The sequence below is a fragment of the Parapedobacter deserti genome (assembly GCF_042646065.1).
Classification (GTDB): Bacteria; Bacteroidota; Bacteroidia; order Sphingobacteriales; family Sphingobacteriaceae; genus Parapedobacter; species Parapedobacter deserti.
In genome coordinates, this window is the sequence record NZ_JBHRTA010000037.1 from 156,711 (window position 1) to 180,836 (window position 24,126).

The 24,126-nt window shown below is 49.7% G+C and carries 20 protein-coding genes; 10 read left to right on the forward strand and 10 right to left on the reverse strand.

What is annotated here, in order from left to right:
* Window positions 1-78: 78 nt before the first annotated feature.
* The 4 genes from ACFOET_RS12405 to ACFOET_RS12420 are packed head-to-tail and all read right to left on the reverse strand — an operon-like array spanning window position 79 to window position 4,655.
* Window positions 79-405, reverse strand: a complete 327-nt coding sequence (locus ACFOET_RS12405; protein WP_379023078.1) for a nucleotide pyrophosphohydrolase — start codon at window positions 403-405, stop codon at window positions 79-81.
* A 36-nt stretch (window positions 406-441) separates the two neighbouring features.
* Window positions 442-900, reverse strand: a complete 459-nt coding sequence (gene dtd, locus ACFOET_RS12410) for a D-aminoacyl-tRNA deacylase (RefSeq protein ID WP_379023080.1) — start codon at window positions 898-900, stop codon at window positions 442-444.
* Between the two features lie 2 nt (window positions 901-902).
* Entirely contained in the window at window positions 903-2,138 is a 1,236-nt protein-coding gene (locus ACFOET_RS12415) for a PQQ-dependent sugar dehydrogenase (protein ID WP_379023082.1), read from the reverse strand.
* Window positions 2,139-2,192: 54 nt separating this feature from the next.
* Complete coding sequence (locus ACFOET_RS12420) at window positions 2,193-4,655, reverse strand: TonB-dependent receptor (RefSeq protein WP_379023084.1); 2,463 nt, start codon at window positions 4,653-4,655, stop codon at window positions 2,193-2,195.
* 335 nt (window positions 4,656-4,990) lie between these two features.
* On the opposite strand from ACFOET_RS12420, the gene hemA reads away from it, so the two are divergent.
* The 4 genes from hemA (at window position 4,991) to hemL (ending at window position 10,532) form a co-directional block, all read left to right on the forward strand.
* Window positions 4,991-6,232 carry a glutamyl-tRNA reductase gene (hemA, locus tag ACFOET_RS12425; protein WP_379023086.1) on the forward strand — a complete coding sequence of 414 codons (1,242 nt, stop codon included), beginning with the start codon at window positions 4,991-4,993 and terminating at the stop codon, window positions 6,230-6,232.
* Window positions 6,233-6,442: 210 nt separating this feature from the next.
* Window positions 6,443-8,080 (forward strand): hydroxymethylbilane synthase, encoded by a 1,638-nt coding sequence (gene hemC / locus ACFOET_RS12430; protein WP_379023088.1) that lies wholly within the window; start codon window positions 6,443-6,445, stop codon window positions 8,078-8,080.
* Between the two features lie 37 nt (window positions 8,081-8,117).
* Entirely contained in the window at window positions 8,118-9,089 is a 972-nt protein-coding gene (gene hemB, locus ACFOET_RS12435; protein WP_379023206.1) for a porphobilinogen synthase, read from the forward strand.
* Window positions 9,090-9,161: 72 nt separating this feature from the next.
* Complete coding sequence (gene hemL / locus ACFOET_RS12440) at window positions 9,162-10,532, forward strand: glutamate-1-semialdehyde 2,1-aminomutase (RefSeq protein WP_379023090.1); 1,371 nt, start codon at window positions 9,162-9,164, stop codon at window positions 10,530-10,532.
* Between the two features lie 26 nt (window positions 10,533-10,558).
* Here hemL and argC read toward each other — a convergent pair whose 3' ends face one another.
* From argC to ACFOET_RS12455, 3 genes are read right to left on the reverse strand one after another with little or no spacing between them, the layout of a single operon-like run.
* The gene (argC, locus tag ACFOET_RS12445) at window positions 10,559-11,578 is read right to left on the reverse strand and encodes an N-acetyl-gamma-glutamyl-phosphate reductase (protein ID WP_379023092.1); all 1,020 of its coding nucleotides are present in this window, start codon (window positions 11,576-11,578) and stop codon (window positions 10,559-10,561) included.
* Window positions 11,579-11,610: 32 nt separating this feature from the next.
* Complete coding sequence (argG, locus tag ACFOET_RS12450; protein ID WP_379023094.1) at window positions 11,611-12,795, reverse strand: argininosuccinate synthase; 1,185 nt, start codon at window positions 12,793-12,795, stop codon at window positions 11,611-11,613.
* A gap of 23 nt (window positions 12,796-12,818) precedes the next feature.
* Entirely contained in the window at window positions 12,819-13,529 is a 711-nt protein-coding gene (locus tag ACFOET_RS12455; protein ID WP_379023096.1) for a GNAT family N-acetyltransferase, read from the reverse strand.
* 391 nt (window positions 13,530-13,920) lie between these two features.
* Here ACFOET_RS12455 and ACFOET_RS12460 point away from each other — a divergent pair, with 391 nt between their 5' ends.
* Window positions 13,921-14,154 (forward strand): hypothetical protein, encoded by a 234-nt coding sequence (locus ACFOET_RS12460; RefSeq protein WP_379023098.1) that lies wholly within the window; start codon window positions 13,921-13,923, stop codon window positions 14,152-14,154.
* Here the strand turns inward: ACFOET_RS12460 and ACFOET_RS12465 are convergent.
* On the reverse strand, window positions 14,144-16,264 hold the full coding sequence (locus ACFOET_RS12465) for a S9 family peptidase (protein WP_379023100.1): 2,121 nt from the start codon (window positions 16,262-16,264) through the stop codon (window positions 14,144-14,146). The two genes, ACFOET_RS12460 and ACFOET_RS12465, sit on opposite strands and share 11 nt — an antisense overlap.
* A gap of 247 nt (window positions 16,265-16,511) precedes the next feature.
* On the opposite strand from ACFOET_RS12465, the gene ACFOET_RS12470 reads away from it, so the two are divergent.
* From ACFOET_RS12470 to recA, 3 genes are all read left to right on the forward strand, one after another.
* Window positions 16,512-18,143, forward strand: a complete 1,632-nt coding sequence (locus ACFOET_RS12470) for a S8 family peptidase (protein WP_379023102.1) — start codon at window positions 16,512-16,514, stop codon at window positions 18,141-18,143.
* Between the two features lie 294 nt (window positions 18,144-18,437).
* Window positions 18,438-19,124: an endonuclease III gene (nth, locus tag ACFOET_RS12475; RefSeq protein ID WP_379023104.1), complete on the forward strand. Its 687-nt coding sequence runs from the start codon at window positions 18,438-18,440 to the stop codon at window positions 19,122-19,124.
* Window positions 19,125-19,196: 72 nt separating this feature from the next.
* Window positions 19,197-20,204: a recombinase RecA gene (gene recA / locus ACFOET_RS12480; protein WP_379023106.1), complete on the forward strand. Its 1,008-nt coding sequence runs from the start codon at window positions 19,197-19,199 to the stop codon at window positions 20,202-20,204.
* 9 nt (window positions 20,205-20,213) lie between these two features.
* Here recA and ACFOET_RS12485 read toward each other — a convergent pair whose 3' ends face one another.
* Window positions 20,214-21,224 carry a 5-oxoprolinase subunit C family protein gene (locus ACFOET_RS12485; protein ID WP_379023108.1) on the reverse strand — a complete coding sequence of 337 codons (1,011 nt, stop codon included), beginning with the start codon at window positions 21,222-21,224 and terminating at the stop codon, window positions 20,214-20,216.
* A complete protein-coding gene (pxpB, locus tag ACFOET_RS12490) occupies window positions 21,214-21,903 on the reverse strand; it encodes a 5-oxoprolinase subunit PxpB (protein ID WP_379023110.1) in 690 nt (229 codons plus the stop codon). Before pxpB ends, ACFOET_RS12485 begins: the two co-directional genes overlap by 11 nt.
* A gap of 190 nt (window positions 21,904-22,093) precedes the next feature.
* On the opposite strand from pxpB, the gene ACFOET_RS12495 reads away from it, so the two are divergent.
* The gene (locus tag ACFOET_RS12495) at window positions 22,094-22,858 is read left to right on the forward strand and encodes a 5-oxoprolinase subunit PxpA (protein WP_379023112.1); all 765 of its coding nucleotides are present in this window, start codon (window positions 22,094-22,096) and stop codon (window positions 22,856-22,858) included.
* On the forward strand, window positions 22,855-24,036 hold the full coding sequence (locus ACFOET_RS12500; protein ID WP_379023114.1) for an NRAMP family divalent metal transporter: 1,182 nt from the start codon (window positions 22,855-22,857) through the stop codon (window positions 24,034-24,036). The genes ACFOET_RS12495 and ACFOET_RS12500 overlap by 4 nt, the downstream gene beginning before the upstream one ends.
* The last annotated feature ends 90 nt before the right edge of the window (window positions 24,037-24,126 follow it).

A 24,126-nucleotide genomic window follows, 5' to 3' on the forward strand; every position in this document is an offset into this window, starting at 1 on the left:
ATTGCCCGCCATGCGGGACCATCATATACGCAAAACGGTACATCCAAAAGATGTACCGTTTTTTTATAACGTTTTTGACTAGCGAAGCTTTTCGTTGTTGCGGTGCCGATCGGCATCGCGAATGTTCTTCTTTTCGAGGCTTTTTTCCAGCGCTTCTGTCAGGTCGATACCGGTTTGGTTGGCCAGACAAATTAATACAAACAGTACATCGGCCATCTCATCGGCAAGATCAACCTGTTCATCCGACTTTTTAAAGGACTGTTCTCCATATTTCCGGGCCATGATGCGGGCTACTTCCCCCACTTCCTCCATTAAAATAGCGGTATTGGTCAGTTCATTGAAATAACGGACACCAGTGGTGTTTATCCATGAGTCTACTTGCTTCTGTGCTTCTTTAATAGTCATTTGGAATAGTCATTTGGCGAAAAGTGGTGGTGGCAGTTAGTGATTGTCCTTGTCTTTAGTGTCCATGATGATGGTTACAGGGCCGTCGTTTACCAGCGAGATCTTCATGTCGGCGCCAAATACTCCCGTCGCCACATTACGGCCAAGCTGAGCCGATAGCTCAGCTGTCATGTCATGGTACAACGGGATGGCTTTGTCCGGTTTAGCGGCACGGATGAAAGAGGGGCGATTGCCCTTTTTGGTCTGGGCGAACAAGGTAAATTGAGAAATTAGCAAAATATTGCCGCCGACGTCGTGAATGGATTTGTTCATCAGTCCATTTTCATCGCTGAACACGCGCAAGCTGGCTATTTTCTGCGCCAGCCACCGGAGGTCGTCGATCCCATCTGCCTCCTCAATACCCAGTAACACTAAAAAACCTGGTCCCACGGCGCCGACAACTTGCTGGTCCACCAAGCAGGAAGCCTCTGATACTCGTTGGATGACGGCCCGCATCGTTATTTCCCTATTCGATACAAGCGGCCCGCATCCGTCACAGCGTATAAGGCGCCGTCTTTGCCCTGCTGCACATCCCTGACACGCTGCGCTTCATCGGCTAACAGTCGTTCTTCTCCTACCACCCTATTATCTTCGATCACCAACCGGGCGATATGTATGCTGTTCAACCCAGCAAGGAACAGGTTGTTCTCCCATTCCGGAATGGAGTTGCCCGAAAAAAAAGTCATCCCGCTCGCTGAAAGCACCGGATCCCAATAATAAACGGGCTGTTCCATGCCTTCCTGCTGTTGGATAGCATCGCCGATTTTGTTGCCGTTATATTCCAATCCGTAGGTAATGATCGGCCATCCATAGTTTTTCCCCGGCTGGATAAGGTTTAATTCATCGCCCCCTCGGGGCCCGAATTCATTTTCCCATAGATCGCCGGTGGCTGGATGGAAGGCAAGTCCCTGTACATTTCGGTGCCCGTAAGAGTAAATTTCCGGACGAGCGTCGTCCCTTCCTTCAAACGGATTGCCAGGGGCCGGCTTACCGTCCGGCGTAATGCGGAGGATCTTTCCTAAGGCTGAGTTCAGGTCCTGGGACTGCGGCCTCGTAACGATGTCTGAACGCTCTCCGGTGCTGACAAATAGGTTACCGGTTGTATCGAATAGCAGGCGTGAGCCGTAGTGCAGGTTACCCTTATGAGCCGGTGTCGCGCGGTAGATCACCGTGGCATTTTCAACGGTCTCTTCGTCATCGGCCAACTTGCCCTTGGCTACTGCAGTCAAGGTACCCTGCGAGGTATCTTCAGAAAATGCCCAATAAACCATCCGGTTTGTGCCAAAGTCGGGGTCAATGGTGATTCCCAGCAGCCCCCCTTGGCCAGCATCATTGACAGGGGGAAGTCCGGTTATCGCAGCACTCACATTCCCATCCTGCGAGGCGATGCGCAAGGTACCGCCTTTTTCTGTAATCAGCAGCCTGCCATCCGGAAGGACGGCAATACCCCAGGGCCTGTTGAGCCCTTCAGTCAATACCTTCACATCATACGAGGTTGTTGTCTTTACCCCCGGCGCGCGAGTCTGTCCTTCAAATGCAGGCTTGTAATCCGTATTCGGTGCCCTCGTTTCCACCGGCGCGTAGGTGGAATCCGTCCGGGTATTTTCTGCTTCCTTAGGTGCCGACGAATCACATGAGGAGACCATCAATGACAGTCCGGCAAGCGCCCCTATTGATTTCAATGTATATTGCATGGCGAAATATTTGCTTAAAGGTAAATACATTTTACCGACAAAATCAATGCCACCTTAAAATTTGACGTTCAGCCCCAGAAGAAAATTAGTAGTGGCCTGCGGATAATAAAAGTTGTAGTCCACCCGATTTGTCTCGGACAGGTAATACCCCCATGTGTATCCGCTGGCCGAGTACTTCTCGTTGAACACGTTGTTTACGAGCAATGTCACCCCCACGTTTTTCAGTTGCCAAAAGGAGGTATGGTATGCAATACGAACGTTATTCACGAAAAAGCCATTTATGCTCCGGCTTTCATTGCCGGTATTGTCTAAGTACTGCCGCGATACATATTTACTCAGCAACGCCAGTTCGACGGGTTTCCATGGTCTGACGCTAAGCTCGTTTGAAGCCACCCAATCCGGGGAAAACGAAATATCAGTGGTTTCGTAGAAGTGTTGGACGTCACCGACCACTTCGGTAAAGTTTTTGATTTTGTTCCGGCTGAAGGCCAATGTCCCTCCCCACGTAAACCAGCCAATGGGTGTCCATCGGCCATCAAATTCCAGCCCGATGCGGTAACTGTCGTCTACATTCGTCCGCAACGTGCTGCCCACATCGTTAAGTTGGCCGGTGAGTACCAACTGATTTTTGTATAGCATCGCGTAGCCGTTCACGCCGATGTCGAAACGCTGCGACCGGGTGCGGTAACCGGCTTCGATATTATGCAATTGCTCGGCTTTCGGCGTCTGCTCGACCGGCCAATCAGTGAAGTCGCTGCGCACCGGCTCCTTGTTGGCCAGCGCATAAGAAGCGTACACATTACTTGCCGACGACAACTGGTAGGTTACGCCGACCTTGGGATTGAAGAAGTCAAACGTAGCATCTTGTGTAATGTCGCGCAAGTCATTATCTATGCCGAAAATCGCATAATCGATATGCCTGTATTGTAAATCCGCAAACAAAAACAACTTATCTAATTGGTAAGCGGCTTTTAAATAGGTATTGAAATCTTTCTTGGTCGCATTTCCGTCATAATAGCGGTAGGACGTCCCGAAGCTGCCGTCTAGGTTTTGGGAATAACTGCCGTCCGTAAACAGGGGATGTTGCGCCCAGACGATGTCACCATAATGCCCGCCTTTATATTCGTGGTAGCCACCTCCCCATGTGAATTCAATGCCGCTTCCATTTTTATAGACAAGCGAGTAAGTGCCCCCATAAAAATGGTTGTCCAGCCAACGCTGGCGTACCAAATCCAGTGTGTTAATATCATAGCCATTTACTGTTATGGGAGATAGACCATATTCGGCATACGCGTCGCTATCACGGAATTGTTCATAATAGCCCTTACCCCGGGTATAATGCAATGCGGTGTTTAGCGTCAATTGGCCGGTCAGGGCCGATGAAAACAGCAACTGGTAATGGGTTTGCTGGTAGTTATCCGTCTCGTTATCATATAGATATTTATTATACCTCCGGTCAGACCGGAGCAGGTTTTCAAGTTCATAGCCCGTTAACCCATCATCGCCTGCATACGCTTCCATCGCTTCCTTGTCGCCCGTAAGCCTTGATTCCGGTGTGCCGTACCACGCCTGATAAGTCTTCTCTTTTCCGCCGAACACGTTGGCGCGCAACAAGCTGTTTCGACCATGCCATGCACCGGATAGGAAGAACGACTGCAGATCGGATGTGGCCCGGTCGATATAGCCGTCACTTTCAATCCGGGAAAGCCGCCCATCGAAACTAAAGTTGCCATCGATCAAGCCGGTGCCGATACGCAGGGTGTTTTTCCACGTATTGTACGAACCAAACGAGTTGTCCATTTCGGCGTATGGCATTTCGTTGAGCGTATTGGTCTGAATATTGAGGCTCGCACCAAACGCACCGGCACCATTGGTGGAAGTGCCCACTCCCCGTTGGATCTGGATGTTGTCAATAGAGGATGCAAAATCAGGCAAGTTGATGAAAAACGAGCCGAGACTCTCTGCGTCATTAAGCGGTATGCCATTGACGGTCACGTTCGTCCGTTGAGCATCGCTCCCCCGGATGCGCATGCTGGTATATCCGATCCCCGCGCCGGCATCAGAGGAGATCACCACACCGGGCGTCTGGTCAAGCAGATAGGGGATATCCTGCCCAAGGTTATTTTTCGCAATGTCGGCCTTACTTAGGTTTTTGTAGGTGGTAGCAGTATTCTCTGTGGCCCGCGTTGCCTGTACAATCACTTCGTCGGTAAGTAACATGGCTCTTGCTAGTGAAAAACTGACCTGCTGCTCACCAGCGAGCAGGACCTCTTTGGTAAGAGGCTCGTACCCGATGTGGCTCACCGAGACGGCGTACGTGCCTGCTTTCAGGTTATTTATGACCGCCCGCCCTCCTGCATCCGTCTGGCCTCGGTAGGCGGTACCCTTGAGATGTACCGAAGCTCCCATCATTGGCCTTCCGTCTTCATTCAATACCACCACTGTCATACTGTGTTGTGCCATGGCAATGCCCATGTGTAGGATCACTGCAATCGCTGCGATTGATTTTCCGATCATTTTCTAATTTTGAATTTAGTTAAACACCACTGCCATAAGGGGTTCATGACAGCACAATGAGTTAACTTACCTTCCCTACGCCGGCATTATCCGGATCAGGTGCTTGGCACAAAAGCGCCAATGGGTATAATCTCAGCCTTTATTTGTGTTTGTTGCCGCAAACAAGGCACCCCTAAATGATGGCGCCAAAGGTAGGTTTTTTTTTATTTTATAACAAACCTTGGTCATGCTATTTAAAACCGTTCTAAATATCTGCCTTTTACACGTTTTTGACAGAGGAGAGGTAGTAGATGTTGTACTTTTGTTACCGGAAATTAAGTGAGCATCGTATAATCTTGAAAAATCTCAAAGTCATAGCGTTCACCCACAAGCATGTGGAACTGAAGGATCTGGGCAATCTTGTGATTTGCAATGAGGAGCTGGAAAGCCGGCTCATCAATCTGAAAAACAGCTTTGACATTCCTGAGATGTTTTACATTGGCACGTGTAACCGCGTAGAGTTCGTCTTTTACGGAGCACACGAGCTGCATTCCGAGTTTATCAAGGAATTTATGCATAAACTTAATTTTTGTGTTCCGTCTGAACGGCTGGAATGTTTTTTGGGGCAGGTAACCACCTACGAAGGCATTGATGCCCTTAACCACCTGCTACGGATGTCCTGTTCATTGGAAAGCCTCGTGGTGGGTGAAAAAGAAATCCTCGCCCAAGTGCGCAGGGCTTATGACCGCTGCCGTCGCTGCGGATTCACCGGAGACTTCTTGAGGCTGGTAATGGACCGCCTAGTAAAAACAGCCAAAGAAGTATACACTCATACGCGCATTTCCCGCAATCCGGTCTCTGTCGTTTCATTGGCCTATCGCAAATTGCGCGAAATCAAATTGCACGAAAATCCGCGCATCCTGATTATCGGAGCAGGCGAAACCAATCAGCATATCGCTAAGTACCTGCAAAAGCACCGGTTTTCAAATTTTGCGGTATTTAACCGTACATTGGAAAATGCGCACGCACTTAGCGCCGAACTTAAGGCAACGGCCTATCCGTTGAGTGAGCTTCCTTATTATAAAGGTGGTTTTGACATTATGATCACCTGTACAGGATCTCCGGATGCTATTGTAGATGCAGCCCTTTATCAGTCGCTGCTCAGCGGGGAGACCGACAAAAAGGTCGTTGTAGACCTTGCCATACCAAACGACATACACGCCGATGTACTTGGCCAATTCCCGATACATTATATTGAGGTAAGTGGCCTTCAGGCCATAGCATCAAAAAATTTGCAGGAACGCTACGGCGAATTGGAACATGCCGAGCGGATCATTGCCAACAACATCCGTGAGTTCCTCCCTGTGCTTAAGCAACGGCGTGTGGAACTGGCCATGCGTGAAGTGCCGGAAAAAGTAAAAGAAATACGGTCTTTTGCCCTTAATGAAGTCTTTGCGACCGAAGTGAGTGCGTTGGATGCCAATTCACGGCAAGTGCTTGAGAAAGTGATCGATTACATGGAGAAAAAATACATCAAGGTACCCATGGTAATGGCGAAAGATATCCTGGTCAAGACTAGCCATTCCGACCTCAACTGAGCGTGTCATCCCGGATATATCCGCTCGGATAATGGACTTATTCGTCAAATTAAATTCCGCTAATCATCAGAAGCTTTCAGTGGCAGCGGAAATCGACAAACAGTGGAGCTTTCATGACTACCGATGTAAAAAGACACGAACGAATAGTTGCTTTTAAAATGCAAAATCAAGTTAAATTGCATATAAAAGCGAATTTATCTAAGTTTGCTTATGCTAATAGAAGAACCCTTGACTAAAGCCGTTACGACGACCACCCAAAAGGTCGACCGTAGGCTTATTATCGGCACCCGGGGCAGTGAATTGGCCTTATGGCAGGCAAATTACGTCAAAAGCAAGTTGATGGACATCGGTATTGAGGCCGAGCTAAAAATTATAAAAACTCAGGGTGATATTGTACAGCACCTGCGGCTGGATAAACTTGAAGGGAAAGGGTTTTTCACAAAGGAATTGGAGGAAGAACTTTTGAACGGCAGCATTGATCTTGCCGTACATTCGCATAAAGACCTACCTACCCAGCATCCCGAAGGGCTAACCATAGCCGCTGTCACGACACGGGAAGACCCCTCCGAATTGCTTATTATCCATAAAGACTGCGTAGATCATAAAAAACGGCTGGCCCTGAAACACAATGCCATCGTAGGCACATCATCCAACCGGAGAAAGGCCCAGTTGCTGGCCGTGCGTCCGGACCTCGAGTTTGACGACCTGAGGGGTAATGTGCTCACCCGCATCGAAAAGCTACGTGATGAAAACTATGATGCCATCATGCTGGCCAAAGCAGGCATTACCCGCATCGGTGCAGATTTGACTGACTTCTATGTGGAAGAATTACCACCCGTTGAAATAATCCCGGCGCCTGCGCAGGGCGTACTGGCTGTCCAGATACGGGAAAACGACAAACAGCTCCATAGAATACTACAGGCCCTTAATGATACAGGCGTGGCGGATACCATCGCTGTTGAGCGCAGCGTGCTGCGCCTCTTCGATGCGGGCTGCCACGCTCCGCTGGGGTGCTATTGCCGCAAACAAAACGGCAAATATGAAGTATGGACGTCCAAGGCAGACCAAGACGGCGAATTCCCTGACCGCTTGTATCTGTCGGCTGATCATCCGGACGGATTGGCCGACCGAATCGCAGCAAAATTCGACAAGAACAGAAAGCTGCCAAACCATGTATTCATCACACGCGACCTATCGGAGGCAAGTTATTTTTACCGCGCAATGGCAAAACACGGTATCGCCGTGGACGGTCGCTCGCTGATCAAGATTTTCCCCATCATCAACAAGCTCGACCCGTATATCCTCAAATACGTAGACTGGATTTTTTTCGGAAGCAAAAACGGTATCGAGAATTTTTTCAGGCTCGAACCACGTCTCAGCAAGCGGACCAAATTTGCTGTTATCGGCCGTGGGTCGGAAGAAATGCTCAGGCAATTTGGCCATACCCCCAATTTTTCCGGCGAACGGCTGGGCATTAACATGAATGAAATTGCAGCGGAGTTCGCTAAGGTAGCGTCCGGTACAACTGTATTGATCCCCAGAGCCAAAGAATCGCTTGAGACCATTCAGAAGTCATTGACCGCAGACACAAAAATTATCAACCTACCCGTTTATCAAACCCGTATCGATACCAATGTCGACAAGTCTAATGCAGACGTACTGATCTTTACCAGCCCAAGCAATGTGGAAGCATATTTTGTGGATAACCTGATAGATCCAGGCCAGAAAATTATCTGCATAGGCCGTTCAACCGGCAAAAAAATCGAGGAATTGGGGCTGCCATATATCCTTCCCTACTCTCCCGATGAAATCGGCTTGGCAGAAGCGGTGTTCGGCTTGGACTATTAAACGGAATGTGGACAGGATGAAGAGAATGATCAACGACATAGTAAAAAGACCCAGACGGAACCGTAAATCTGCGGTGATCCGGAATATGGTGGAAGAAACTTACATCACAGCTTCTAACCTGATATTCCCGCTGTTTATTGTTGAGGGAAACAATATTAAATCTGAAGTTAGCTCGATGCCGGGCATCTATCGTTATTCGGTAGATAACCTGCTCCGTGAGGTGGAAAGCTGTATGAATCTTGGCCTCCATGCATTTGACCTGTTTCCCAACATCAACGAAGCACTTAAAGACAAAACCGCCTCGGAAAGCATAAGAGAGGGAAGCTTGTATCTACAAGCCATTGCAGAAGTGAAACGCCACTTCCCCGAAGCATGTGTCATCACCGATGTGGCTATGGATCCATACAGCAGCGATGGACACGACGGTATTGTGGAAAACGGTGAAATACTCAACGACGAGACGCTGGAAATCTTAGGAAATATGGCCCTAGCCCACGCACAAGCCGGGGCTGACATCGTGGCCCCTTCGGACATGATGGACGGGCGTGTCGGGTACATCCGCAGGGTACTGGATGAAAACGGCTTTACCGACGTCTCATTGATGTCATACACAGCCAAATATGCCAGTGCGTTCTATGGCCCTTTCCGGGATGCGCTCAACTCGGCTCCCAAGCATGGCGACAAGAAGACCTATCAGATGAATCCGGCAAACCAACGGGAGGCTTTGATCGAAGCGGAGCTCGACACGCAAGAAGGCGCAGATTTCCTGATGGTAAAGCCGGCGCTCGCTTATTTGGACGTCATTAAGCTGCTCAAAGACAATTTTGATTTACCCATTGCGGCTTACAACGTGAGCGGCGAATATGCCATGATCAAAGCATCGGCACGCAACGGCTGGCTCAACGAGCAACGGGCCACCATGGAGGTGTTGATGGGGATCCGACGGGCAGGCGCTACGGCTATCCTCTCTTACCACGCCAAGGCGGTACTGGAACAAAAATGGCTATGAAATGCGTTTTTTTTATTTTCAAGTTGACGTTTTAGATTTTTAGTTTTTAACAATTTTACCAACTTACACAGCATGTTAGATGCGCTAAAAAAGGCCTTCGGAGGAAGTGATGAAACCCATTCGCCATCCGGCAAAAAGGGAGACATCTCTCGGGAGAAATCGGCAGAACTTTATGAAAAAGCCCGGCAGTATTTCCCCGGCGGCGTAAATTCGCCGGTACGCGCCTTTAAATCGGTGCATGGCACACCGCTGTTTATTGAACGGGGCGATGGGTGCTTCCTTTGGGACGCCGACGGAAATCAGTTTATCGACTTCTGCTGTTCCTGGGGGCCACTTATCTTGGGCCATAATCATCCAAAAATACGGGAGAAGGTTACCAAAGCGCTGGAAAAAGGACTAAGCTTCGGGGCACCGACCGCACTGGAAAATGAGCTTGCCGAACTTATTCTCAAGCATAATAAATATATTGACAAGCTGCGCTTCGTCAGTTCGGGAACCGAGGCGGTCATGTCAGCTATCAGGCTGGCAAGGGGATATACCGGCCGCGACAAAATCATTAAGTTCGAGGGTTGCTACCACGGGCATTCCGATTCATTGCTCGTCAAAGCCGGCTCAGGACTTGTAACGTTCGGCGAAACCTCATCTGCGGGCGTCCCAAAAGCCTTTGCGGATGAAACCATTGTCATTCCGCTCAATGACAAGCAAGCGGTCCACGCAGCTTTTTCCCAGTTTCAAGGCAAAATCGCAGCGATTATCATCGAAGGGGTACCGGCTAATAACGGCTTGCTTATCCAAGATCACGACTACATCCATTTCCTTCGGAGTATCACAAAAGAAAACGGCAGCTTGCTGATTTTCGATGAGGTCATCACCGGTTTCCGCTTAGGCTTTGAAGGTGCTGCTGCATACTATGATGTACACCCGGATATAATTACATATGGAAAGATCATCGGTGGCGGCATGCCCGTAGGCGCATATGGGGCTTCGGCCGAGTTGATGAGCCACATTTCTCCTGATGGGGGCGTGTACCAGGCAGGTACACTATCTGGCAATCCGGTAGCCATGGCTGCAGGAATCGCCCAATTGACCGAACTTAAAGGAAGCGGGTTTTACAAGAACTTAAACCAAAAAACCTTCCAATTCGTGGAAGCCATCCAGCGGTATGCTACCGCGAAAAACTACAAAGTTTGGATATTCAACATCGGATCCATCTTTTGGTTCGCATTTACTGACAAAGAAGCTATCCGGACGGCAGGCGATATCGACCACAACAGCATGGAATACTACAAAGTGTTCCATCGCGAACTGCTCAACCGCGGCGTGTATCTGGGCCCTTCAGGTTACGAAGTCGGCTTCGTGTCAGCAGCACACAACAAAACCGAATTGGAAAAGGCCAAGCGCGCGGTTTTTGAGAGTTTGGATGAGGTATTTAGACATAAATAAACGCACAATGCGACGTATGTTGAAGCTTAAAACCCCACACTCTTCAGCTTCAACCCGCTTGCTTCTTCCAGACCGAACAACAGGTTCATGTTTTGCACCGCTTGTCCGCTGGCTCCTTTCAGCAAGTTGTCGATGACACTCACGACAAACAGTTTATTCCCGTGCTTCTCCAGATGCAGGATACACTTATTTGTATTAACTACCTGTTTCAGATCGACGTTAGCCTTACTGACGTGCGTAAATGGATGCGTCGCATAGAACGACTCGTACAGTGCATACGCCTCGTCTTCGCGCAATATGCAGTCTAAGTAAATAGCCGAAAGAATACCTCTCGCGAAGTTTCCCCGCTGCGGGATGATGTTGATACGCTCCATGGCACGCTGTAACAAAGGTTCTTCCCCTACCGGAAGAAATCCAGGCTGTAATTGATTCAATGATTCGCTGATTTCCTGGAGGTGCTGATGTTCAAATGCCTTATAAACGGACAAGTTGCTGCTCCGCCAGCTGAAATGCGAAGTCGCGGAAGGCTTCTGCCCGGCTCCGGTAGAACCCGTGGTCGCGTTGATATGGATTTGACCTTGAAGCAATCCCTTATCAGCCAATGGCAGCAGTGCCAACTGGATACTCGTGGCAAAACAACCCGGATTGGCAATGTACTGTGCGGATTGAATCACGTCGCGCTGCAATTCTGGCAAACCGTAGACGAACTTCCCGTCTTGATACTCGGTATTCGCGCTCAACCGGTAATCCTGCGATAAGTCGATGATTTTAACATGTGAAGCGATGGTTGCAGAATCCAGAAATTTACGTGCATCACCATGTCCCACGCATAGGAATAGTACGTCAATTTCATTGGATACGCCATTGGTGAATATCAGATCCGTATCGCCTAGCAAATCTGTATGCACGTCAGACACTTTATTACCTGCATTGCTCGCGCTGTTGGCAAATACGATTTCAACCTGTGGATGATGGATCAGTATCCGTAGTAATTCACCTCCTGTATAACCCGCTGAACCGACGATGCCTACCTTAACTTTCGTCATGTTTCTATTGTTTTCGGACGCTATAGCCGCCATTACAGTGCATTAACCTTATGCCAGATCATGGTCTGGTTGCCAAAAATCTTGGAGAAACCTTTCACATCATCGCCGGTCCACGTATTGTTCATCTCACCATAGCTGCCAAAAGCGTTGGACATCAGGTCGTGCGGAGAGTCGATGCCGATGACCTGGAAACGGAAAGGATTCAGTTCTACAAAAACTTCCCCGCTCACGGTTTGCTGGGAATTCTGCAGGAATGCCTCGATATCGCGCATCACCGGATCATGCATCTGCCCTTCGTGCATCCAGTTGCCGTAAAAGGCCGCCAACTGATCTTTCCAGCTCAGCTGCCACTTGGTCAGCACATGCTTTTCTAAGGTATGATGTGCCTTAATGATGATCAGCGGCGCCGCAGCTTCGAAACCCACCCGGCCTTTGATGCCGATAATGGTGTCGCCTACATGGATGTCGCGCCCGATACCGTAAGGTTGGGCGATAGCCTGCAACTCCTGGATCACCCGCACAGGCCCGACGCGGTTGCCATCCAACGCCACCGGTTCACCATTTTCGAATTTGAGCGTAATGCGTCGCGATTCAGTGGATGTCGCCGGAGTAGGCCATGCCTCCTCGGGGAGTGTACCGTGCGATGTCAGTGTCTCCTTACCGCCAACTGAAGTGCCCCATATGCCCTTGTTGATAGAATACGCTGCCTTTCCGGCGTTAAACTCCACACCATGCTTATGCAGGTATTCAATCTCCTCTTCCCGGCTCAACTTGAGGTCCCGGATTGGCGTGATGATTCCCACTTCCGGAATAAGCGTATTAAATATCATGTCGAACCGCACTTGATCGTTACCGGCCCCGGTACTACCATGCGCTACATACTCCGCACCGATTTGCTTGGCGTAGTTTGCAATGGCCGTTGCTTGACTCACCCGCTCAGCGCTCACTGAAAGCGGATAGGTGGCGTTTTTCAACACATTACCATAAATGAGGTATTTAATACTGCTGTCGTAATAGTTTTGCGTTTCATCTACCACCGCATGCGATTTCACCCCAAGCGAATAGGCCCGTTCCCCGATCTGGGTCAGCTCTTCCTCCGAAAACCCACCGGTATTAACAATGACAGAATGCACTTCCAGTCCGAGATCCTTGGATAAATAAATACAGCAAAACGAGGTATCCAACCCTCCGCTAAACGCTAATACGACTTTCTTCATTTGATGACTTATGAATGTTATAACTATACCGTCTTTGGATGGCGTGCGATAAATGCCGTTATCATTTTTTTGGTTGACTTCCAAAGCCTGGCCTCTATACGTTTCAATAGCGACGACTTCTTGGCCATCTGCTTCAAGCGCTCCTTGGCTTTAGCTTTCATCTCTAGCCGCTCCCTCAATTCTCTTTCCTTTTCTACCGGATCCCAAAGCATCGCAGTGCACATGCAGTTTTTCCGCTGCTTCATCGTCAGGATGTCATAGTTTACACAGCTTTGGCATCCTTTCCAGAACTCTTCGTCCTGTGTCAGCTCCGAATAGGTAACTGGTTCATACCCCAAGTCCGAGTTAATTTTCATAACAGCCAGACCCGTAGTAAGGCCAAAAATCTTAGCCTTGGGGTATTTTTCCCGGGAAAGTTCGAAGATACGCTTTTTTATGGCTTTGGCCAACCCGACGTTCCGAAAACATGGGCTGACCACCAAGCCCGAGTTGGCCACAAAATCACCGTGGCTCCATGTCTCAATATAACAAAAGCCAGCCCATGCCCTGTCTGACTTGCGCAAGGCGATAACAGCCTTCCCTTCGCGTATTTTTTTGGCTACGTAATCCGGGCTACGGCGGGCAATACCCGTACCGCGCGCTTTGGCTGATTCGGCCATTTCGTCACAGATCTCCTGTGCATAGCCTATATGCTCCTCGTTAGCTGGTGTTACCGAAAAATCTGAAAGTACCATTGGAATTGACAACCCCAAAATTGAAAACAAGCAACCGAAGTTGTATGTTTAACCGATTAAAACCTTAAAAAAACTACTGATGAAGTACAGCTAGGACTCCATACTGTACCGTTTCTAATGGGATGCCCCTTATTAAGCCCGGGGCAATATGGGTCGTCGGAGCCGGAGAACCGGTCTTTCGGCAATCGAATTTTCACACAAAAAGCACATCGCGCGCTGCTGAAAGCCCGATGTGGTAAATACTGCTATGATATTTTTTGTGTTCATCCTAAAACTATTACAGCTTTGCTGCAATTAAGGTGCCAAATATAGTGAAATTATTTTTGTTTGCAAAAAGTTTATTTGCAAATGAACCACACCCAAACAGCACATTTTTTTCGATCTTTGCAGCATGACAGGAACCAGTTGGTTTTTTATTTTCATTTTCGCAATTCCGCTTGTAGCCTTCCTCATCTGGTTGATGAAACAGGATCGGCGTAAAGGTATATGGGGAATTATTATCGTCATTATACTGGTCATCGGAGCCATATTCGCTTCCTCCCGGGCCAGCCGGAACGCCATCGAGAATTTTGAGTTACGTAAAGAAGAGGCACAGGAAAAAAGCACCTCTTCCCTTACTCCGTGATTCCTTCTAAGGCACAAAGGAAAGCGTATACCAGCGCAACATCCTTGAGATAATCAAAACGGCCGGACGCCCCGCCATGTCCGTAGTCCATTTCTGTTTTCATCAGCAGTACATTGTTGTCTGTCTTAGTTGAGCGGAGCTTGGCTACCCATTTTGCCGGCTCAAAATACTGTACCTGACTGTCATGCAGGCCGGTGGTCACCAGGATATTTGGATAATCCTTTGCTTCGATGTTCTCATAGGGCGAATAGCTTTTCATATACCGATAGGCATCCTCGTTGTTCGGATTTCCCCATTCATCATATTCGTTGGTCGTAAGCGGGATGGTCTCGTCAAGCATGGTATTGACCACATCTACGAACGGCACTTGGGCAACGAGACCATGCCAGAGTTCGGGAGCCATATTGGCCACAGCACCCACCAGCAGCCCGCCGGCACTGCCGCCTTGCGCATACAGGTGCGCGGGTGAAGTATACCCCTGTCGCACCAAAAACCGTCCGCAATCGATAAAATCCGTGAATGTGTTTTTCTTTTTCATCATTTTGCCGTCTTCATACCACTGCCTGCCCATCTCCTGTCCACCCCGGATGTGCGCGATAGCATAGACGAATCCGCGGTCCAACAGGCTTAGCCGCGCAGCGCTAAATGATGGGTCCATCGTAGCGCCATAAGAACCATATCCATATAACAATAACGGTGCGCTACCATCTTTTTTAAATCCTTTCTTATACACCAATGAGATCGGCACCTCGGTGCCATCCTCGGCTTGCGCATATAATCGTTCGGTCACATAATCGCCTACGTTGTATCCGCCGACCACTTCCTGCTGCTTCAACAGCGTCTTTTCGTGGGTATTCATATCATATTCGTAAGTGGAGAAAGGCGTCGTAAGCGATGTGTACGCGTAACGGAGGGTTGACGTGCCGTACTCCGGATTGGTGGAAGGGTAGGCTGTGTACGCCTCTTCACCAAAATCAAGGTAGTGCGCCGCACCGTCAGAAAGGTTACGGACCGCCAATTGGATAAGGCCATTCTTGCGTTCAGACACCACCAGAAAATTTTTGAACTCGTCCACATCTTCCAGCAACACATCTTCACGATGGGGGATCACCTCCGCCCAGTGAGCTACGCCGGTCTGCCCAAAGGGGCACTCCATCAACTTAAAGTTCTTTGCATTTTGATTGGTCAAGATCAAGAAGCGGTCTTCCAAGGCCGTGACGTCATAGAGCACGTCCTTCATCCGGGGCTGGAACACCTTAAATGTACCCATTGGGTTATCCGCCTCCAAGTAACGGGTTTCGGAAGACAGCGTACCGCCCGAATAGATGTAAATGAATTTACCCGATTTAGCCTTGCCCACTCCGATATAATTGGTGTTATCCTCTTCGTGGTAGACTACCGCATCGCTCCGGCTGTCCGCACCAAGGGTGTGGCGCATGATCCGTTCGGTGAGCAGTGTAACGGGATTATTCTGTGTGTAAAAAAGCGTGCGGTTGTCATTAGCCCAGACCGAACCGCCTGAGGTACCCGGTATGGCATCTGCCAATGTTTCGCCGGTCTCCAGATTCTTGACGTGAATAGTGTATTGCCGTCGCGACACGGTATCAACACCGTAAGCGAGCAGCCTGTTGTCCGTGCTCACATTGAAACCGCCAACCGCGTAGTAAGAGAAACCCTGTGCCATCGCATCCACATCAAGGAGTATTTCTTCGGGTGCTTCCAAACTGCCCTTCTTTCGGCAATATTTAAAATACTGCTTTCCTTCTTCCGTACGGGTATAGTAATAGTACCCATTTTTGAAATATGGCACCGACTCGTCCTGTTCTTTTATGCGGCTCTTCATCTCGTCGAAAAGCTTGGTCTGCAATGATTCAGTATCCTTCATCATCGCAGCTGTATATTGGTTTTCCGCTTCCAGGTAGGCAATCACGGCAGCTGAATCGGGTCCTTTTTTGAAATAGTCATTCAGCCAGAAATAATTATCAATGACCGTGTCACCATGCAGGGTTCTGATGTGCGGCATCACCGCCGCTGTCGGCGCGTCAACTGAAGGCCATTTATAAGGGGTACGCCCAGACTTGGGCGCACAGGAAACTAAGGTTGTGCTCATAAGCAATAGCAAACAAATTTTGTTAGTCATGGTTTAACCATATTAATTTGATAGTGCAAATGAAAGAATTATAACGATTCGATTAAACCTTTTACACACATATTTATCAAAAAAACTGTAGCAGATTTGACAATAATACGCAGGGACAGACAGTATATGCCCGCTACAACAAAAATTTTAAGGCAGCAGAGAGATATAAAGGAAATTTATCTAAGTTTGTCCGCACACTAAAAACTTTGACCACCATATGGCGTTCCATAAATTGCTCAATACTTTCTTCATCATCCTAATTCCATTCTTCTCTCTCGGTCAAGCGAAAGATGTCCCACCGGCAAACTGGTTCAACCTCGACTTGGAGCGGGACGGCGTAATGGGCATCAGTACAGAGAAAGCGTATGAGCTGCTATTGAAGGACAAGAAGAGCACGCCCGTCATCGTAGCTGTCATTGACGGTGGCATAGATGTGAACCACGAGGATCTACGTGATGTCATCTGGATCAATGAAAAAGACAGCTCATCGACCGGCAAAGATGAGGACGGCAATGGCTATATCAATGACAAGTATGGTTGGAACTTCATTGGCAACGCCAGCGGCGAAAACGTGCAGTATGACAACCTGGAAGTAACGCGGCTCGTCAGGGAGTTAGAACCTAAGTACATATCAGTGCTTCCTTCCACTCCGATGAGCGGCGAGGAACGTCGCGAATTTCAGGAATACCAAAAAATGGTCACCTACTATGCCAAGAAGACGCAGGAAGCCCGTTTCGGCCAAATCAGTTATACTGGCCTCAAACGTGCAGTGGACTCCATGGTAGCTCGGATGAACAAAGAAAACCCTACTGCCGCCGATTTCGATCGATACAAAGCTGAGGGCGACCTGGAAAAAATGGCCTTAAAAATCATAAGGAAAGAACTGAAAGAGGAACCCGACTTCAGCAAGTTCTACGAGCAATTGGAAGATGGTGTCAAACATTTCAACAACCAAGTAAACTACCACCTCAATAAGGAATATGATTCCCGCCACATCGTCGGCGACGACTATGAAGACAGCCGTGAGCGGTACTACGGCAACGCCGATGTAACCGGTCCGGATGCGGACCATGGCACCCATGTCGCCGGCATCATCGGTGCCGTACGCGACAATGACATTGGTATAAAAGGGGTAGCTGACAATGTACGCATCATGGCGTTGCGGACAGTACCTGACGGCGATGAACGGGATAAGGATGTTGCCAACTCCATTCGCTACGCCGTGGAGAATGGCGCCAAAGTCATCAACATGAGCTTCGGGAAAGCCTTTGCCAAGGACAAACAGGTCGTAGACGACGCTGTCCGGTTTGCTATGGAGCACGATGTACTCCTTGTCCATGCCGCCGGAAATGAAGGACAAGATAATGATGCCAACCCCAATTTTCCTAATCGAAACTATGTAGACAGTCTGGGTATCAACAAAGGGGAGGCAGGCGCCTGGATCGAAGTAGGTGCCTCCAGCTGGAAAAATGATGGCGATCTGATTGCATCGTTTTCCAACTACGGCCGCAGATCGGTCGATGTGTTCGCCCCGGGCGTGAAAATCCATTCCACCATGCCCGGATCGGCTTACAAAGACCAACAGGGAACTAGTATGGCCGCACCTGTGGTAGCAGGTCTCGCCGCATTGATACGCTCGTATTTCCCGCAACTTCCGGCGATGGAAGTGAAACGCGTGATCATGCAATCTGTCACACGCGTCGATCAACGCGTGAAAGTAACTGGTCCTGACGGCCGAAATATGCGTGTATCCATGAACGACATCTGTGTAACGGGCGGCATCGTCAATGCCTACAAGGCACTTCAACTAGCCGAACAAAAAGCGATGGAAATTTCGGAAAAGCAATAGGCCACAAGAAAACACAGCTTCCACCATACTAATACGTTACTTATTGCGTTATTAAAATATATGTGAATAATAACGTGCGTATGACGGAAACTTATACAAGTAAAAGTCCGACCAATGGAATCGTCAAAACATTGGACAGGGACATTCTCCGGCTGGACTCTGATGACAAACTGTTTTATGACCTTCTTAAAAGCAAAATGAACACTTTGCTTTTACAACCGCAAACCAGAAGCATCAATAAAATTACCGCCTACTCTAAAACCCGTCGCGCACCGATGTAAGAGGAATAGCGCTATGCTCAAAAAGGAACGATACCGGGCGTTTGTGACCTATTTTTCCACCCACAATCCAGACGCGCGGACTGAACTAAATTACAGCAATCCTTACGAGTTACTGGTTGCGGTCATTCTTTCAGCACAATGCACGGACAAGCGAATCAATCAGGTAACGCCGGCACTATTCAGCCGCTTTCCCGACGCGGAAAGCCTGGCGGCCAGTTCCCCTGAGGAAGTATATACATACATCCGCAGCGTGAGTTATCCAAACAACAAAGCAAAGCATTTGGTGGGCATGGCGCAAAAACTGATTAGCGAATTCGGCGGCGTCGTACCGCACAATACAGCTGATCTCCAGCAGCTCCCGGGCGTCGGACGTAAAACAGCCAATGTAATTGCCTCGGTTGTCTATCAAGCTCCGGCCATTGCCGTGGATACGCATGTATTCCGGGTAGCAAACCGCATCGGGCTCACCAATGCCAAAACCCCGCTTGCCGTAGAAAAACAATTGGTAAAAAATTTACCGAAAGATACTTTGGCAATTGCGCATCATTGGCTAATTTTACATGGACGATACACCTGTGTAGCCCGCAGGCCAAGATGCGAAAAATGTCCGATTACGTGGATTTGTAGCTATTACGAGAAAGCAATAGGCCGTAAACCCGCGTCTACAGCAAAAACGCAACCAACTGATAAGTCAGCCTGAGCCGACGAAAACGAAAAAAATTAGTAATTTATTGAATAAAAATTTACCTTTGACCGAATAACAACTAAAAACATGAGCAATCAAGAAAAACTGAAGGCGTTACAGCTCACCTTAGATAAACTGGAAAAGTCCTATGGCAAAGGCACCATAATGAAGCTTGGCGATTCAGCCGTGGAACCAATTGATGCAATTTCAACCGGTTCAATCGGGCTGGATATTGCGTTGGGGATCGGTGGCGTGCCAAAAGGACGCGTGATCGAGATATACGGACCGGAGTCTTCCGGAAAAACCACCTTAGCAACCCATATTATTGCAGAAGCGCAGAAAAAGGGTGGCATCGCGGCCATCATTGATGCCGAACATGCCTTCGATAAATACTATGCAAAAAAGCTGGGCGTTGACATCGAAAACCTACTGATTTCTCAGCCGGACAATGGCGAGCAGGCGTTGGAGATCGCCGACAACCTGATCCGGTCCGGAGCAATCGACGTTATCGTTATTGACTCTGTCGCTGCACTAGTTCCAAAAGGCGAAATCGAGGGTGAGATGGGCGACTCGAAAATGGGCCTTCAAGCCCGTTTGATGTCTCAAGCACTCCGTAAACTTACCGGAACCATCTCCAAGACCAACTGCTGCTGTATCTTTATCAACCAGCTACGGGAAAAAATCGGGGTGATGTTCGGCAACCCGGAAACGACAACGGGCGGCAATGCACTCAAATTCTACGCCTCGGTAAGGCTGGACATTCGTCGCATGGCGCAAATTAAGGATGCAGACGAGGTGTCGGGAAACCGCGTAAAAGTCAAAATCGTAAAAAACAAAGTGGCCCCGCCTTTTCGGATTGCCGAGTTCGACATCCTTTTCGGCGAAGGAATCTCCAAGGCTGGGGAAATCATTGACCTGGGGGTCGATTTCAACATCATCAAGAAATCAGGATCCTGGTTCAGTTACGGCGATACAAAACTCGGCCAGGGGCGCGATGCCGTAAAAAATCTGCTGTTAGACAACCCGGACCTTATGGACGAGCTGGAATCCAAGATCAAGGCTGAGGTAACCGCAGAGAAATTAGAGGAGCTGTGACAACGGCTCCTACTCCTCCGTGTAAGGCTTGTCGACCAAAGACAAAACATTTTTCAGCCTGGCAAGTCCATACTGTTGCCTCAGGTAAAGTGTTTCGGCTTCATCCAAGTCTATCGGGACAAAACGAATCGCGTCCCCAGGGCGAAGCTGTGCAAAAACGGAGATATCCACGGCCGCAACCTGGCCGATGCGTGGATAACCACCGGTCGTCTGGCTATCAGCCATTAGCACAATGACGTCACCTGCAGCCGTAACCTGTATGGTGCCTGTAACCACAGCCGTGGAATATAGTTCGCGCTTCCCCCCCCGCTTCAATGACGGCCCTTTCAACGTATACCCCATCCTGTTGGATTGCCGGCTGACCACAAAAGTCGACTTTTCAAAACATCGTATCGAGGACGCTGAAAACCACTGGTACTCGTGTCCTTTTATAAACCGAATTACTCCAGAGCCATACGCCGCCAGTGCTGACGGGTTCACTCCCCAATTCGGATATGTCGGTTCGGCCCCATTTGCCAAGTGCAAGAGCAATGCCTGCGAAGCGCTAGATATCCGCGGTTGATTGGCTAACCTGTCCCCCTTGCGCAAACCCCGCCCTTCCATTCCGCCGAACGCTGCAAAAAGATATGTGCTCCGGCTTTCCAAAACAACAGGACAGTGCCATCCGCCTGCTATCGCGAGGTAGCTGTAGATCTGGGTAGACGCGGATGTAAACGACAGACGCGAACCGGCCGGCACGAACACAGGTCGCCAGGAAGGGAGCGTACGGCTGCCGATGCGTAGCTCGCACCCTCCGCCGCAAATCGCAATCAATAAATCTGAAACTGCCAGGAAGACCGCCCCACCATAGGCCATTTCAATGACAGCGTCGTTTCGGTCGTTTCCCACCAGCGAATTAGCGATAGCAGCCGCCACAGGGTCCATGCAGCCCGCCGCCGGCACCCCCGCCCTCCGGTGTCCGGTGCGCCCTTGGTCCTGCAACGTGACAAGCATTCCCGGTGATATAACTTCAATCTGCATGATCAGCTATCCTAACTTGGTCTTCAAACGTTTCCGTATCAATGGGACAGAATCGCACCAGCTGCCCAGCGGTCAACAACGAGGGGGAAGGCCGGCGGATATCAAACAACCGGAAGGGAGTGCGACCGATAAGTTGCCAACCGCCGGGCGAAGTAAATGGGTAGACACCAGTCTGCTCCCCAGCAATGCCGACAGAGCCAGCCAAAACCTGTGGTCGCGGCGTAGCCATCCGTGGTGCAGCTATGCGAGGGGACATACCGCCAAGGTACGGAAATCCGGGCATGAATCCAATCATATGCACCCTGTATGTAGCCGAAGAATGGATATCGATAATCTCCGCTTCGCTCAACGCATTGTGGTCAGCTACAAATGATAGGTCAGGGCCGTATTGTCCGCCATAACATACAGGAATATTCACGGTCATACCCTCTGGCGCCTCAGTGTTTTCCGCTGTTTGCGACAACTCTTCTAAAAACCGGATTACCTGTTGACGGTTCACTTGCAAGGCGTCGTAATAAACAGTAAGTGACACGTATGCTGGCACCGCCTCAACTAACCCGGGAAAAGGGCGGGCTTGCAACGCTGCGTCTAAACGGGCTATCTCCGATCTCGTCTCTTCATCGGGCAGCTCACCGAAATAAACGGTCACGGCATACTCATTTAAGGGGAGGTATTTCACGATATGGTTAAACTTCTACAAGCGGCCTTTGGAACCGCATTCAAGCTCCATAGCCATACAAATGTAGGCTTTTTACCGAAAACAAGGTCGCCAACTTCTGTTTGCCGAGCGCGCATTTTCGATAAATCAGGCAATTCTGGAAATAAATGGAAATTTTCCACCTGCAATTATATTTTTGTAAAAATTAGACATGCATACCATTGACATCAACTGTGATATGGGAGAAGGGCTCGGGCCCAATAATGGCCAGGGCCTCGATGTGGCGTTGATGGACTATGTGTCTTCCATAAACATCGCCTGTGGATTCCATGCGGGAAGTCCGGCCATCATGCAAGACACGGTACAGGCGGCGGTGCGGCGGGGCATTGCTATCGGTGCCCATCCCGGACTGCCCGACCGGGGCAGTTTCGGTCGGCGGCCACAGCCCATCACGCCTCAAGAAGCCTATCGGGTCACGCTTTACCAAATCGGGGCCCTCCACGCCTTCGTGAAAGCCGAGGGGCTTGCACTGAATCATGTAAAGCCTCACGGCGCGCTGTATAATATGGCCGCCGTTGATCGGAAGCTTGCCGAGGCCATCGTCCAAACCATCGTCGATTTTGATCCGCGGCTTGTCTTATACGGCTTATCCGGCAGTGAGTTGATCCACGCCGCTCAACGTGCTGGGATTGCGGTGGCAAACGAGGTTTTTGCAGACCGCACCTATCAAAGCGACGGCTCGTTAACCCCGCGCGGCCATGCCGGCAGCATAATCGGCAATGAGGCGGCCGCCATTGCGCAGGTGACATCCCTCGTATTTCATCACCAAGCCATTTCCGCAGACGGCACCCCGGTATCCCTAACTGCGGAAACCCTATGCATCCATAGCGACAGCCCGTATGCCTTGTCGTTCGCTAAAGCTGTTCATACATACTTGCAACGAGCACAGGTAAAGATCCAACCGACAACCCGATGAACCGACGAACTACCCGCAATTCGATTGTAGCAGCAGCGTTCCTCGTGGCAACGTCTGCTGTCGGGCCGGGCTTTCTCACCCAGACAGCGGTGTTCACCGAGCAACTTCTCGCAAGCTTTGGCTTCGTGATCTTAGTGACCATTATCCTCGACATCATCGCCCAGCTCAACATCTGGCGGGTTATCGTCGTTTCACAGCGACGTGCGCAGGACATCGCCAACGATGTTTTCCCAGGCTTGGGCTACATCCTTGCTGGCCTGATCGTTTTTGGCGGACTTGCATTCAATATCGGCAACATTGCCGGTGCGGGGCTGGGCATTGAGATACTAACCGGATTAGACCCCCGCTTAGGTGCAGCAGTTAGTTGCTTGCTCGCCATAGGCATCTTCATGGCACGGCATGCCGCCGTTGCGATGGATTGGCTGATCAAAATACTAGGGATGCTGATGATCGGACTGATACTGTATGTCGCGTGGAAGTCTAATCCCCCGTTGGGAGATGTCCTGCGGGAAACGGTGATGCCGAGCCGGATAAACTTTCATGCTATCCTGACGCTGGTGGGTGGCACTGTGGGTGGTTACATCACGTTCGCCGGTGCACATCGGCTTATCGACGCAGGCGTCAAAGGGCTATCCCACGTGAAGAGTGCCGACCGAAGTGCTGTTTCGGCGATCGGCCTTGCCTCGGTTATGCGGACGGTTCTTTTTCTGGCAGCACTCGGTGTAGTGGCCCACGGCGTTGCACTCGATGCGGCAAATCCTGCCGGATCGGTATTCCGGATCGCTTCCGGCGAAATCGGTCACTTTGTGTTCGGTATCGTGCTTTGGTGTGCCGCTATATCCTCGGTTGTTGGCGCCGCTTATACGTCGGTCTCCTTTTTGAAAAGCCTCCATCCGAAACTGTTGAGGCACGAACATCGGCTCATTATCGGATTCATCCTTGTTTCAACCGCTACATTTACCGCCATCGGGAAACCGGTACAGGTTTTGATCTTCGCCGGTGCCGTGAATGGACTGATTCTTCCTTTAGCATTAGGCGTGATGCTTATCGCCGCAAACAAACACGCTATTGTAGGCACAGCATACCGCCACCCCCGCTGGCTCACGGCGCTTGGCATCGCGGTAGTGGCCTCAATGGCTTACATAGGCGTGGCGTCCGTCTTGGCCGGATTGGCTTAAAGAAGCGAGCTATTATTCATATATAACCGGTTTGGACTCGAATGTTGGTACTGCGTCAGATTATTTTGCCGCGAACACCCGGTTTCCGGA